The 13473-nt window shown below is 63.1% G+C and carries 11 protein-coding genes and 2 pseudogenes; all 13 read left to right on the top strand.

The genetic code is table 11. The features are described from left to right. Positions 1–498, top strand: a pseudogene (locus A3E1_RS46585) (hypothetical protein); the annotation flags it as partial. A 65-nt stretch (positions 499–563) separates the two neighbouring features. Then, positions 564–1130: a dihydrofolate reductase family protein gene (locus A3E1_RS0138070; RefSeq protein WP_020526090.1), complete on the top strand. Its 567-nt coding sequence runs from the start codon at positions 564–566 to the stop codon at positions 1128–1130. Between the two features lie 127 nt (positions 1131–1257). Next, the gene (mqnC, locus tag A3E1_RS0138065) at positions 1258–2427 is read left to right on the top strand and encodes a cyclic dehypoxanthinyl futalosine synthase (protein WP_020526089.1); all 1170 of its coding nucleotides are present in this window, start codon (positions 1258–1260) and stop codon (positions 2425–2427) included. Further along, complete coding sequence (locus A3E1_RS0138060; RefSeq protein WP_020526088.1) at positions 2424–3119, top strand: demethylmenaquinone methyltransferase; 696 nt, start codon at positions 2424–2426, stop codon at positions 3117–3119. Before mqnC ends, A3E1_RS0138060 begins: the two co-directional genes overlap by 4 nt. 173 nt (positions 3120–3292) lie before the next feature. After that, entirely contained in the window at positions 3293–6253 is a 2961-nt protein-coding gene (locus tag A3E1_RS0138055) for a S8 family peptidase (protein WP_020526087.1), read from the top strand. 72 nt (positions 6254–6325) lie between these two features. After that, the gene (locus A3E1_RS0138050) at positions 6326–7810 is read left to right on the top strand and encodes an Rv2578c family radical SAM protein (RefSeq protein ID WP_157631986.1); all 1485 of its coding nucleotides are present in this window, start codon (positions 6326–6328) and stop codon (positions 7808–7810) included. A gap of 4 nt (positions 7811–7814) precedes the next feature. Then, positions 7815–8318 carry a hypothetical protein gene (locus tag A3E1_RS0138045; RefSeq protein WP_020526085.1) on the top strand — a complete coding sequence of 168 codons (504 nt, stop codon included), beginning with the start codon at positions 7815–7817 and terminating at the stop codon, positions 8316–8318. A gap of 111 nt (positions 8319–8429) precedes the next feature. Further along, complete coding sequence (locus A3E1_RS0138040) at positions 8430–9701, top strand: geranylgeranyl reductase family protein (RefSeq protein WP_026209243.1); 1272 nt, start codon at positions 8430–8432, stop codon at positions 9699–9701. A gap of 56 nt (positions 9702–9757) precedes the next feature. Then, positions 9758–10123 carry an NADH-quinone oxidoreductase subunit A gene (locus A3E1_RS0138035; RefSeq protein ID WP_020526083.1) on the top strand — a complete coding sequence of 122 codons (366 nt, stop codon included), beginning with the start codon at positions 9758–9760 and terminating at the stop codon, positions 10121–10123. Between the two features lie 3 nt (positions 10124–10126). Then, positions 10127–10783 (top strand): NuoB/complex I 20 kDa subunit family protein, encoded by a 657-nt coding sequence (locus tag A3E1_RS0138030; RefSeq protein WP_020526082.1) that lies wholly within the window; start codon positions 10127–10129, stop codon positions 10781–10783. Next, positions 10780–11415 (top strand): NADH-quinone oxidoreductase subunit C, encoded by a 636-nt coding sequence (locus A3E1_RS0138025; RefSeq protein WP_020526081.1) that lies wholly within the window; start codon positions 10780–10782, stop codon positions 11413–11415. The genes A3E1_RS0138030 and A3E1_RS0138025 overlap by 4 nt, the downstream gene beginning before the upstream one ends. Further along, on the top strand, positions 11412–12728 hold the full coding sequence (locus tag A3E1_RS0138020; protein WP_020526080.1) for an NADH-quinone oxidoreductase subunit D: 1317 nt from the start codon (positions 11412–11414) through the stop codon (positions 12726–12728). The genes A3E1_RS0138025 and A3E1_RS0138020 overlap by 4 nt, the downstream gene beginning before the upstream one ends. Further along, positions 12725–13396, top strand: a pseudogene (gene nuoE, locus A3E1_RS0138015) (NADH-quinone oxidoreductase subunit NuoE); the annotation flags it as partial. The gene A3E1_RS0138020 and the pseudogene nuoE, both read left to right, overlap by 4 nt. Positions 13397–13473: the final 77 nt, after the last annotated feature.

Here is a 13473-nt window from a genome sequence, read left to right as displayed (position 1 = left end):
ACGATTCCGAACTTGGTGACGGTGAAGCTTGGTACGGATGGGAAGGTGACGTTGCAGAACAACTCTGGCGGCGCTCATCTGATCGCTGACGTGGCGGGCTATTACGTCGCCGGAACACCCACTTTGCCCGGTACGTTTGTCGCCCTGGCACCGTCGCGCGTGCTCGACACCCGGTCGGGCAACGGCGCGCCCACGGGGCCGATCGCGGGATTTGCGGCGGTCGTGCTCCAGTGCGCTGGCCGGGGCGGTGTTCCGGCATCGGGAGCCGCGGCCGTCGTCCTCAACGTGACGGTCACCGAACCGACGACCGCTGGGCACGTGATTGTCTACCCGACGGGGACGGCTGCACCTGTTGCGTCGAACCTCAACTTTGTTGCGGGGCAGACGATTCCGAACTTGGTGACGGTGAAGCTTGGTACGGATGGGAAGGTGACCTTGCAGAACAACTCTGGCGGCGCTCATCTGATCGCTGACGTGGCGGGCTATTTCCTGAGCTGACCAAGACTGAAAGTGGCCCACGCTTTGCCGCGTGGGCCACTTTCATTGGTGCAAGACTGAGGCTTATGCGCATAGTCATCGTGCACGAATATGTTTCGGTCGATGGATTCGCGGCGGACGCGGAGGGTGGCCTTGACTGGGCGGCCGTGGGTGGTGACGTCGACCGGCGGATGCTGCAGGAGCTCGACGGCATCGACACGATGGTGCTGGGAGCGCGGACCTACGAGATATTCGCGGGCTTCTGGCCGACTCCCGAGTCGAAGAGCGAGCTGATTGCCGACAAGCTGAACGGTCTGCGGAAAGTGGTGTTCTCGACGACGCTCGCCGCCGCGCCTTGGGGTGACTGGCCAGCGGCCGAGCTCGATGCGAGTGGACGTCCGGCGGAGCGGATCGCCCAGCTTAAGCAGGAGCCCGGCCAGGCGATTGTCGTTTGGGGAAGCATCTCGCTGGCCCAGTCGCTCGTCAAAGCGGGTGTCGTCGACGAGATCTGGCTCGGGGTGGCGCCGGTCGCCTTGGGGCAAGGGCGGCCGCTGTTTCCGGAGCGGCTCGATCTGCGGCTTTCCGCGTCGGAGACCTTCGCCGACACGGGCATCATGATGCTGAAGTATCAGGTCACCGCCAACGCAACGTGAGGATGGGCACCTGACCGCCTCGTGACGCCTCACGTAAGCTCGGACTTGTGAGCGAGCTTGCGGAGCGAACCAATGTTGCAGGGTGCCTAGTGCCTCATCGGGAAACTCCCGGTTTTGGAGTTTCCCGATGAGTGTGGTGATTTCAGAGATTCTCCAGCGGGCGGCTGATGGTGGGCGCATCTCGGAGGAGGAGGCGCTGCTGCTCTACACCGAGGCGCCGTTTCATGCGCTAGGGGAGGCCGCTGACAACGTCAGGCGCACCCGCTACCCCGAAGGCATCGTCACCTACCTCATCGACCGCAACATCAACTACACGAATGTTTGCGTCACCGCGTGCAAGTTCTGCGCCTTCTACCGGGCGCCCAAGCACGCTGAGGGCTGGAGCCACGACACCGAAGAGATCCTGCGCCGCTGCGGCGAGGCGGTTGATCTCGGCGCGACGCAGGTGATGCTGCAAGGTGGGCACCACCCCGACTACGGCGTCGATTACTACGTGAATCTGTTCAGCTCGGTGAAGAAGGCTTATCCACAGCTCGTGATCCACTCGATCGGGCCGTCGGAGATCCTGCACATGGCCAAGGTCAGCGGAGTGTCCATTGAGGACGCGGTGGTCGCGATCAAGGCGGCCGGGCTCGACTCCATCGCCGGAGCCGGTGCGGAGATGCTGCCCGACCGGCCACGCAAGGCGATCGCCCCGCTGAAGGAATCAGGCGCACGCTGGCTCGAAGTCATGGAAGTCGCGCACGGGGTCGGCATCGAGTCGACCGCGACCATGATGATGGGCACCGGCGAGACCAACGCCGAACGCATCGAGCACATGCGCATGATCCGCGATGTTCAGGACAAGACCGGCGGGTTCCGCGCCTTCATTCCGTGGACCTATCAGCCAGAAAACAACCACCTCAAGGGGCGTACTCAGGCCACGTCGCTGGAATACCTGAGGCTTATCGCGGTGGCCCGGCTGTTCTTCCACAACGTCAACCACTTGCAGGCGTCCTGGCTGACGACAGGCAAGGATGTCGGCCAGCTCGCGTTGCACATGGGCGTCGACGACCTTGGCTCGATCATGCTGGAGGAAAACGTCATCTCCTCGGCCGGTGCCAAGCACCGCTCGAATCTGCACGACTTGATCCAGCTCATCCGGACCGCCGGCCGCATTCCGGCGCAGCGCGACACGCTTTACCGTCACTTGGCGGTGCATTGGACACCCGAGGACGATCCGACCGATGATCGGGTCACCTCGCACTTCTCGTCGATTGTCAACCGTCAGCTCCCGCTCGTTTCGGCCAAGTCATGAGGGCCGATCTGGACAAGGAGCCGCACGAGATCGCGGCGATGTTCGACGGTGTCGCGGAGAAATACGACACCACGAATACGGTTCTTTCCTTCGGCCAGGACAAGTCGTGGCGCAAGTCAACACGAGCGGCACTTCAGCTCAAGCCGGGCGAGAAGGTTCTCGATCTCGGCGCGGGCACGGGAGTGTCCACTGAAGAACTGGCCAAGTCTGGTGCTTTCGTTGTCGGCGTGGACATTTCGCTCGGCATGCTGAAAGTCGGGCGGCGCGTGCGCCCGCATGTCCCGCTCGTCGCGGCCGACGCGCTCGCGCTTCCGTTCCCGGACAAGACTTTTGACGCCGTCACGACATCATTCGTCATCCGCAACGTGGCTAACACCCCCGCCGCCCTGCGCGAGCTGGCGCGCGTGACCAAGCCCGGCGGACGGCTAGTCATCTGCGAGTTCTCCCATCCCACCAACGGACCGTTCCGCAAGGTCTATCTGCAATACCTGATGCGGTCATTGCCAGCCGTCGCGCGCCGGGTGTCGTCGAACCCGGAGGCCTACGTCTATCTGGCCGAGTCGATCCGGTCGTGGCCCAATCAGCAGGAGTTCGCCTCGATTATCGGCGAGAACGAATGGGAAAAAGTGGGCTGGCGCAATCTCTCTGGCGGCATCGTCGCGTTGCACCGGGCCACCCGCCGCGCCGCATAACCGCGCGGATGACAAAACTGTCACCGAAACTCGTTAGCCCGGCATATCTGGAATGGGCGGAAGCGCCCACCGCAGAAAATCAATAAATCGACAAGGATTAGCGACGTCCTTTAGGCTCGGCGGATGGCTGCACAGCATGAGTTGTGCGTGCAGGAGCCTAGGGAGGTTTGTCAGTGTCATTCAAAGGCACCATCGTCGCCGCGGTGATGACCGCATCCGTGGTGACGATTGCCGGCAGTGCACAGGCGGCAGCGCCTGCTGCACCAAAGTCCACCCAGCTCTACATCGTTCAGATGGCTGGTGCGCCTCTGGCGTCATACACCGGTGGGGTGGCGGGTTTGGCAGCGACCAAGCCAGCCGCTGGGTCCAAAGTGGACCTCAAGTCCGCCCAAGCCAAGGCATACCGCCAACATCTGAAGGCACAGCACGACCGGGCGCTCAAAGCGGCCGGTGTTGACGCGAAGCAGAAGGCAGGCGACCTCGATGTCGTCTTCAATGGTTTCGCGGCAAAGCTTTCCGGGACGCAGGCGACCAAGCTTGCGCGCACGGAAGGCGTGCTAGCCGTTATCAAAGATGAGGTCCGCAAGCTGGACACCATCTCCACCCCAGCCTTCCTCGGCCTGGAGGGAAGTTCAGGGGTGTGGCAGAAGCAGTTCGGCGGCGACGCGAACGCTGGCCTCGGCGTGATTGTCGGTGTCATCGACACCGGCTTCTGGCCCGAGAGCCCCAGTTTCGCCCCGCTGTCAGAACCGCGCCCGGACCAGGCGATCATCGACGGCAAGTGGTCGGGCACCTGTGATGAAGGTGCCACGAATACGGTGTCGTGCAACAACAAGGTGATCGGCGCCCGGTATTACAACGATGCCGGGCTTTCGGAAAGCTGGGAGTCGCTCTCGCCTCGCGATGACGACTCGCACGGCTCGCACACCGCTTCGACCGCCGCGGGCAACCACGGCGTCAACGCGGTCATCAATGGGGTTTCCGTAGGCACCGCCTCCGGTATGGCTCCAGCCGCGCGCATTGGTGTTTACAAGGTCTGCTGGGCCGGTGGCTGTGGCACGTTCGACAGTGTCAACGCTATCGAGGACGCTATCGCCGACGGTGTGGATGTGCTCAACTACTCCATTTCCGGTTCGCGTACGTCCGTTTTGGACCCGGTGGAGGTGGCGTTCTTCAACGCCGCCGCCGCTGGCGTGTTTGTGGCCGCCTCAGCCGGTAACTCCGGCCCGGGCGCGACCACCGTCGCGCACAACTCGCCCTGGCTGACCACGGTTGCGGCGTCCACTCACGACCGCAACTTCACCAAGTCGGTCACGCTCGGAAACGGCGCGACCTACACGGGTGTTGGTGCCGGACCGGCTGTCGCTTCGACGGGTCTCATCGACTCGGTCGCGGCGGCGAAGGCGGGCGCCAACCCGGCTGAAGCGGAACTTTGCTTCCTCGGCACGCTTGACCCGGCGCTCGTGGCCGGAAAGATCGTGCTGTGCAAGCGCGGCGTCAACGCTCGCGTTGACAAGAGCCTGGAAGTCAAGAACACGGGCGGCGTCGGGATGGTGTTGTACAACAGCCCTGACAGCTCGCTGAACGCTGACTTCCACTATGTGCCAACGGTTCACCTGCAAAGCGCGAATGGCTTGGCTATCAAGGCATACGCCGCGACCGCTGGTGCGACCGCGTCGCTTTCCGCCGGGACACCGTCGATCGGGCGGGCGCCCAACGTGGCTTCCTTCTCGTCGGCCGGTCCTGCCCTGTCAGGCGATGGTGACCTGCTTAAGCCGGACATCACCGCACCGGGTGTCGACGTTATCGCGGCGGTTTCACCGACCGGTAACAACGGCAACCTTTACAACGCGCTCTCTGGCACTTCGATGTCCAGCCCGCACATCGCTGGTTTGGCCGCCCTAGTCCGGAGCAAGCACCCCACCTGGTCGCCGATCTGGGTCAAGTCGGCCCTCATGACGACCGCGTCGCAGACCGACAACACCGGTGCGCCGATTCAGCGTGGTGCCGTTAACGCCACCCCGCTGGACTTCGGTTCCGGTCACGTGAATTCGGGTCGCTCGTTTGACCCGGGTCTGGTCTACGACTCTTCTTACACTGACTGGATTCGCTTCATCTGCGGCACCGGTCAGCTCACGGATGGGACCTGTGACATCACGGGCTCCATCGACCCCAGCGACCTGAACTACCCGTCGATCGCCGTCGGTGACCTGCCCGGGACGCAAACCATTACCCGCAAGGTCACGAACACCAGCAACCACGCGGTGATCTACCAGGCTCAGGTTCAGGCCCCACCTGGTACCACGGTCAAGGTTTCGCCTGAGGCACTCATCATTCCCAAGGGCCAGACCGCCTCGTTCACCGTCAAGATCACACGTACTTCGGCCGCGTTTGGGGCGTATACGTTCGGATCCTTGACGTGGAAAGAGTTCCCGGGCACCAACGGACCGCTCGGTAAGCGCGACCACGTCGTGCGCAGCCCGATCGCGGTTCGCCCGGTGCAGCTTGGCGTTCCCACCGCTATTAGCGGAACTGGCGCCAGCGGATCGGTCGCTGTCTCAGCCAAGGCTGGATACACCGGAACGCTGACGGCTGCCCCCAACGGATTGGTCGCCGCCACGGTGACCAACCTCGCGATCACTGGCACTCAGCCCAACTTCAACCAGGCCGCCCCCGCTGTGGGTCCCGGCGTGGGCAAGGTGACGGTCACGGTGCCAGCGGGCAGCAAGCTCGGACGGTTCTCCACGTTTGAATCGGACTATCTGTCCGGAACAGACCTGGATATGTTCGTGTACCAGGCGGGCACCGCCAGCCAGGTCGGCCTGAGTGCCGGTGGCACGTCAGAAGAATCAGTCACCCTCGGTGCGGGCAGTTACGACATTTACGTCGTGGCGTTCGCCTTGGCGCCCGGTGAAACCGGGGTTACCGCCAAGCACAACCACTGGGTCGTGGCACCGGGATCGGCTGGAAACTTCACGGCCACCCCGGCGTCGCAGGCTGTGACGCTCGGTGCCAGTGCGACCGTCACGATCGGCTGGTCCGGTCTGACGGCAGGGGTTCGCTATCTCGGCGTTGTCAGTTACGGAAATGGCACGTCAGAGATCGCGTCAACGGTCGTTTCCGTTACCGGATAACGGTCTTTCCTCAGGCGCCCGGTTGCCGACGGTCACGGCAACCGGGCGCCGCCCTTGTAGATGTTTTCGAACGTGTGTTTGAATGAGCTGGTGCGCTGGACTGGCTTGACCGAGGAAGAACCTGACCATCTGCTGCCCGGCATGGTGCGGCGCACCTTCAACACGCCTGGGTTCGCGGGCATGACGTTCTATGAAGTCAATGCCAAGTCTCTGATCAACAAACTCGGGCAGAGCCGCATGGGGTTCGAATACACCATCAATCCCTACCGGGGCTGTTCGCACGCGTGCACCTATTGCCTGGCGGGCGATACGCCGATCCTGTTGCCCGACGGCACGTGGCGGCTGTTGCAAGACATTGAGATTGGTGACGCGATCGTCGGCACCGTCCCGGAAGGACAGTCGCGGCGCTACACGATCACCACGGTGCTGGCTAAATGGCCGACGGTGAAAGCCGCCTACCGTCTTGTCCTTGATGACGGCACCGTTCTGTTGGCGAGCAGCGATCATCGCTTCCTGACTGACAGCGGATGGAAGCACGTGACCGCTTCCGTGGGCGGGCCCGGACTGCGCCCCTTCTTGACGCCAGGGTCCCGGGTGCTGGGCCTGGCCAACGACGGGCCGCTGTCCGTGCTGCAGGAGGAGCGTCCTGCGCCAAGGGAAGTGCTGTCGATCGAAGCGATCGGGCACGAGATGCCGATGTGGGACATCACCACGGGCACCGGTGACTTCATCGCCGACGGAGTGATCAGCCACAACTGCTTCGCCCGCAAGACACACACCTATCTCGATCTCGATGCTGGGCACGACTTCGACTCGAAGATCGTCGTCAAGGTGAACGCGGTCGAAGTGCTGCGGCGCGAGTTGTCTTCCGCGCGGTGGGGCGGGCACAGCATCGCGATGGGCACCAATGTGGATTGTTACCAGCGTGCCGAGGGCCGCTATCAGCTGATGCCTGGCATCATCCAAGCGCTGATCGACTTCCGTAATCCACTGTCCATTCTCACCAAGGGCACGCTGGTCCTGCGCGATCTGCCGCTGCTGCTGAAGCTTGGGGAGCGGGCACGCGTGTCGGTCGCCTTCTCGGTGGGGCTGATCGATGAGGAACTATGGCGTCTCGTCGAATCAGGCACGCCATCGCCGATGCGGCGGCTTCAGGCGGTGCGCGAGTTAACCGATGCCGGGTTGCGGATTCCCGTGCTGATGGCGCCGATCCTGCCGGGTCTCACCGACACCGAGGACGTGATCGACCGCACTGTGGCGGCCATCGCAGCCTCGGGTGCGGTCAGCATCACACCGATCGTGCTGCATCTGCGCCCTGGCGCCCGCGAGTGGTACCTCGGCTGGATCCAGCAGAACTACCCGGATCTGATGCCGCTTTACGCTCGGCTCTATCGAGAGCGCGCCTATGCGAGCGCTGACTATCAGCGTCTGGTGACAGCACGGGTGCGCCGTGCCTGCCGACGTTATGGTGTGGGTAACAATGACGAGCCCGCGCGTGAGCTACCTATCAATCCCGTTGCAACGACTGAGAAAATAGCCGCTACACCCCTATGGTGAGGCGATGGACGATCTGATCACGCTCGATGATCGCCTTCGGATGGTGCCTGCCGACGCGGTCGCTTTGCAGCGGTCCGTGGAGGAACTTCGTGGCGCTACGGATGCGGCCAGCCGTCGCCGGCTCGGGCTCGGGCTGATCGCCCTGGGGAACTACAGCGAGGCGGTCGTGATCCTCGACGGCGTCGTCACCGATGCGGTCTCCAATAGGGACAGTGATACGGAGATCAAAGCACGCATCAACCTTGGCGACGCGTTCCGTTATCACGGTGACCTGCGCGCGGCGTACACCGAATATCAGCGGGCCGTGAAGCAAGCCCGCGCGGAGAATCAGCTGTTGCTTGATTTCGCCTTGCAGCACCTTGGCAAGCACTACCTTGAGGCCGGACAGCGGTCGGCTGCCATCACCTGTTTCTGGGAAGCGCTGCGGTTGCGCCGCGCCAAAGGTGATGCCTCTTTGGTTGATTCCACCCTCGCCGCACTGGCTCTCGCGGGGCAAACAGCAACTTAGGGTCGCCTAACTTATCTAGGGTCCTGATACAGGCCTAGACTGCCCGACGGACGCGCTTGTGAAGACTTTCACGAGCGTTAAGGATCAAAGCTCGGGCCGGTGGAGGTGACCATGACTCAGACCGATGTCGATGCCGACGTGATTGTCGTTGGGGCCGGGCCCGGTGGGTCGGCTACCGCATACCACCTGGCCAAGCACGGTGCGAAGGTGCTGTTGCTGGAAAAGACCGAGTTCCCGCGGGAGAAGGTCTGCGGCGACGGGCTGACCCCACGGGCGGTCAAGCAGCTCATCGACATGGGGATTGACGTGTCCCCAGAAGCTGGCTGGCTGCAAAACAAGGGGCTGCGTGTGATCGGCGGTGGCCTGCGGCTTGAGCTGAAGTGGCCAGAGCTGGCCGCCTACCCGGATTTCGGGCTGGTGCGCACGCGGCTGGACTTTGACGACATGCTCGCCAAGCAGGCGGTCAAAGCCGGAGCCACGCTCCTGACGGGTCACAAGGTGACGGCACCCCTGCTCGACGCGCAAGCGCGAGTTACCGGCGTTGAGGTCAGCACCCCCGCTGGTGACAAGGTCTTCCGGGCTCCTCTGGTGATCGCGGCTGATGGTGTGTCGGGCAAGTTCCCGCAAGCACTCGGCTACAACAAGCGTGACGACCGGCCGATGGGCGTGGCGGTCCGCCGCTACTACCGCTGCGCGGTCAAAGCTGACGACGATTATCTGGAGTCGTGGCTCGAGCTGCGGAGCAAGGAAGCAGGCGACAACCTGCTGCCCGGCTATGGCTGGATCTTCGGGCTCGGCGACGGCCGGATCAACGTTGGGCTCGGGGTGCTGAACTCCTCCAAGGCCTATCAGCAGACCAACTACCGCCAGATGCTCAGCGACTGGATGGCCGCGACGCCGCCCGAGTGGGGCCTGACGGACGAGGCCAACGCCGACGGCAAGATTCTTGGTGCCGCACTACCTATGGGCTTTAACCGTACGCCGCACTACGCCCGTGGAATGATGCTTGTTGGCGATAGCGGTGGCATGGTCAATCCCTTCAACGGTGAGGGCATCGCCTACGCGATGGAATCAGGCCAGCTGGCCGCGGAGATCGCCCTGCAGGCACTGGCCCGCCCGGCGGGTCAGGCACGCGAACTCGCGTTGCACGCCTATCCACAAGAACTCAAGAGCCGCTTCGGTGGGTATTACCGGCTCGGTGGGGTCTTCGTAAAGCTCATCGGCAACCCACAGGTCATGAAGATCGCGACGAAGCACGGCATGCCGCACCCGACGTTGATGCGGTTTGTGCTGAAGCTTCTGGCGAACCTGACCGACCCCCGTGGCGGCGATGCCATGGACCGGATCATCAACGCCATGTCCCGCGTGGCGCCCGCTGTATAGAGGCACAACAGGTGAGGATCGCCATGATGACTAGTGATCGAGACTAGGTAAGCCTGATGTCACTTTCCGCATATGTGCCCATCGTGGGCCTGTTCGCGCTCGCCGGAGCCTTTGGGCTGTTCTCCGTGGCGGCGGCACCCTTCATCGGGCCACGCCGGTTTAACCGGGCCAAGCTTGATGCCTATGAGTGTGGCATCGAACCGACACCGCAACCCATTGGTGGCGGCCGGTTCCCGGTCAAGTTCTACTTGACCGCGATGCTCTTCATCGTCTTCGACATTGAGATCATCTTCCTTTATCCCTGGGCTGTCAGCTTCAACATGCTGGGCGTCTTCGGTTTCGTTGAGATGGTCATCTTCATCATCACCGTGTTCATCGCCTATACGTACGTGTGGCGGCGCGGCGGCTTGGATTGGGACTAAAGCATGGGACTCGAAGAGAAACTTCCCTCAGGGGTTCTCCTCACCACGGTGCAGGGCCTGGTCAACTGGACGCGTAAGGCCTCGTTCTGGCCTGCCACCTTCGGTTTGGCCTGCTGCGCGATCGAGATGATGGCGACCGGTGCGGCCCGTTATGACACCGCGCGCTGGGGCATGGAGGTCTTCCGGGCCTCGCCGCGTCAGGCCGACCTGATGATCGTGGCCGGCCGCGTGAGCCAGAAGATGGCCCCGGTGCTGCGCCAGATCTACGACCAGATGCCCGACCCGAAGTGGGTGCTGTCGATGGGTGTCTGTGCCTCGTCGGGCGGCATGTTCAACAACTACGCGATCGTTCAGGGCGTCGACCACATCGTGCCGGTCGACATGTACCTGCCGGGTTGCCCGCCGCGCCCCGAGATGCTCCTCGACGCGATCCTCAAACTGCACGAGAAGATCATGGCGGAGCCGCTCGGCAAGAACGGCGAAAAGATGAAGGCCGAGAAGGAAGCGCGCTACGGCAAGCCGGTCGTCGCTCCTGGGTCGATGCCGTCGAGCTACAGCCACAACAAGAAGCTGCGCGCGGAGTGGGAAAAGGCCGCGGCTGAAGGCAAAGAAGAGCAGCTGCGCATTCAGAAGTGGATGGAACGGGGGACGCACGTATGACCGAGCACGGCATGTTCGGAGTCGGCGGGTCCGGTGACACGTCTGGCTTCGGTGGCCTCGTCACCCGCAAGTCCCCGGTGCTGGAGTCCCAGCGGCCGTTCGGCGGCGATTTCGACGAAGTTGTCGACGCCCTCGAAGAGGCCTACCCGGGGTTCAATGACGCGATCGAGCGGGTCGTCGTTGACCGTGGTGAGCTGACGCTCCACATTGTCCCGTCGAAGATCGCTGAAGTGTGCGCCATCATGCGTGACGATCCGTCGTTGCGTTACGAGCTTTGCTCCTCAGTGTCGGGTGCCGACTACTTCGGCTCCGACGAGCGCCGCCTGCACGCGGTCTATCACCTCACGTCCATGACCTACCGCCGCCGGATCCGTCTGGAGTGCGCGGTCACTGTGGACGATCCCCACCTGCCGAGTGTGACGAGCATTTACCCCACCGCCGACTGGCAGGAGCGGGAAACCTACGACATGTTCGGCATCATCTTCGACGGTCACCCGGGTCTGACCCGGATCCTGATGCCGGATGACTGGGAGGGATACCCGCAGCGCAAGGATTACCCGCTCGGTGGTGTGCCGGTCGAGTACAAGGGCGTGGAGATCCCCCCACCTGATCAGAGGCGGTCCTACCGATGAGCTACGCACCGGAACGCGAAACCACCGAGGGCAAGGTCTTCACCGTCACCGGTGGCGACTGGGACGACATCATCAGCGGACACGATCCGTTGCATGACGAGAAAATCGTCGTCAACATGGGCCCACAGCACCCGTCGACCCACGGCGTGCTGCGGCTGGTGCTCGAACTCGAAGGCGAGACCGTCACCGACTGCCGCCTGGTCGTGGGTTATCTGCACACGGGCATCGAGAAGAACCTGGAGTTCCGCAACTGGACCCAGGGCACCACGTTCGTGACCCGCATGGACTACCTCGCACCGATCTTCAACGAGACGGGCTACTGCCTCGCGGTGGAGAAGCTGCTCGGCATCGAGGAGCAGATCCCTGACCGGGCAACGGTTATCCGGGTCATGATGATGGAGCTGAACCGCATCTCCTCGCACCTGGTGTGGCTTGCCACCACGGGTATGGAGCTCGGCGCGCTGTCCATGATGATCTACGGGTTCCGTGAGCGTGAGTTCATCCTCGACATCTTCGAGATGATTACCGGCCTGCGGATGAACATGGCTTACGTGCGCCCCGGTGGCGTCAGCCAAGACGTTCCGCCCGAGGCGATCAAGAAGATCAAAGAGTTCCTCGGCTTCATGCCCAAGCGCATCAAGGAATACGAGGACCTACTCAGCGGCCAGCCGATCTGGGAGGCGCGCACCAAGGGCGTCGCTGTCCTGGACGTCACCGGCTGCATGGCGCTCGGCATCACCGGTCCGGTGCTGCGCAGCGCTGGCCTCGGCTGGGATCTGCGTAAGACGATGCCCTACTGCGGTTACGAGACATACGAATTCGACGTTCCGACGTCTAACGACGCTGACGTGTGGGGCCGCTACCAAGTGCGGCTCGGCGAGATGCGCGAGTCGCTGAAAATCGTTCAGCAATGCCTGGACCGGCTGCGGCCGGGCCCGGTCATGGTGGAAGACAAGAAGATCGCCTGGCCGGCCCAGCTCGCTGTTGGTGTGGACGGCATGGGCAACTCGCTTGAGCACGTCGCGAAGATCATGGGCGAGTCGATGGAATCCCTCATCCACCACTTCAAGCTGGTGACCGAAGGATTCCGGGTGCCCCCGGGCCAGGTCTATGTGCAGATCGAGGCACCGCGCGGCGAGCTTGGTATACACGCGATTTCCGACGGTGGCACACGGCCTTACCGGGTGCACTACCGCGAGCCCAGTTTTGTGAACCTGCAAGCGATTCCGGCCATGGCCGAGGGTGGCTTGCTCGCCGATGTGATCGCGGGCGGCGCCTCGCTTGACCCCGTGATGGGTGGATGTGACCGATGACTGTCTTTAGCCAAGAGATCCAAGACCGGGCAAAGGAAATCATCGCCCGCTACCCCGAAGGCAAGCAGCGCTCAGCGTTGCTGCCGATGCTGCACCTGGTGCAGTCGGTCGAGGGTTACGTTTCCCCGGATGGCATCGAGTTCTGCGCCGACCAGCTGGGCCTGCAAAAGGCCAACGTTGGTGCGGTGGCGAGCTTCTACACGATGTACAAGCGCCGCCCGACCGGTGACTTCCTCGTCAGCGTGTGCACCAACACCATGTGCAATGTCCTTGGCGGGCAAGCGGTTTACGACGCGCTGACCGAGCACCTCGGTGTGGGGCACGACGAGACCACCGCTGACGGGACCATCACGCTTGAGCACGCCGAGTGTCTGGCGGCCTGTGACTATGGCCCGGTCATGACGGTCAACTACGACTTCTTCGACGGGGTCAACCCCGATGGTGCGGTCGAGCTGGTCGACAAGCTGCGCCAGGGCGAGCGCCCGCAGCCCAGCCGCGGTGCCCGTCTTTGCACGCTCAAGGAGATGTCGATTCAGCTCGCCGGTTTCGCCGACGACCGCGACGGTGCGGTCGCCGATGGGGTCGCGGGTGATCCCACCCTCGCCGGTCTCAAGCTGGCGCAGAAGCACGGTGTCAGCCCGAAGGGCTTTGACATAAACACTCCGATCCCAACGGCGGAGAAGAAGGCATGAGCGAGTGCTTGCACGAGCGAATCATGAGGCTGGGCCCGCTCAATGCGTTGCGG

The organism is Catelliglobosispora koreensis DSM 44566 (assembly GCF_000379685.1).
Lineage (GTDB): Bacteria > Actinomycetota > Actinomycetes > Mycobacteriales > Micromonosporaceae > Catelliglobosispora > Catelliglobosispora koreensis.
Note: the sequence above shows the minus strand (reverse complement) of the source record. Positions and strands in the feature narration are given on the sequence as shown.

Coding starts and splice junctions, on each gene's coding strand:
- A3E1_RS0138070 (WP_020526090.1), top strand. CDS start 564: ATGCGCATAGTCATCGTGCACGAATATGTTTCGGTCGATGGATTCGCG.
- A3E1_RS0138030 (WP_020526082.1), top strand. CDS start 10,127: ATGGGACTCGAAGAGAAACTTCCCTCAGGGGTTCTCCTCACCACGGTG.
- A3E1_RS0138040 (WP_026209243.1), top strand. CDS start 8,430: ATGACTCAGACCGATGTCGATGCCGACGTGATTGTCGTTGGGGCCGGG.
- mqnC (WP_020526089.1), top strand. CDS start 1,258: ATGAGTGTGGTGATTTCAGAGATTCTCCAGCGGGCGGCTGATGGTGGG.
- A3E1_RS0138045 (WP_020526085.1), top strand. CDS start 7,815: ATGGACGATCTGATCACGCTCGATGATCGCCTTCGGATGGTGCCTGCC.
- A3E1_RS0138025 (WP_020526081.1), top strand. CDS start 10,780: ATGACCGAGCACGGCATGTTCGGAGTCGGCGGGTCCGGTGACACGTCT.
- A3E1_RS0138020 (WP_020526080.1), top strand. CDS start 11,412: ATGAGCTACGCACCGGAACGCGAAACCACCGAGGGCAAGGTCTTCACC.
- A3E1_RS0138060 (WP_020526088.1), top strand. CDS start 2,424: ATGAGGGCCGATCTGGACAAGGAGCCGCACGAGATCGCGGCGATGTTC.
- A3E1_RS0138035 (WP_020526083.1), top strand. CDS start 9,758: ATGTCACTTTCCGCATATGTGCCCATCGTGGGCCTGTTCGCGCTCGCC.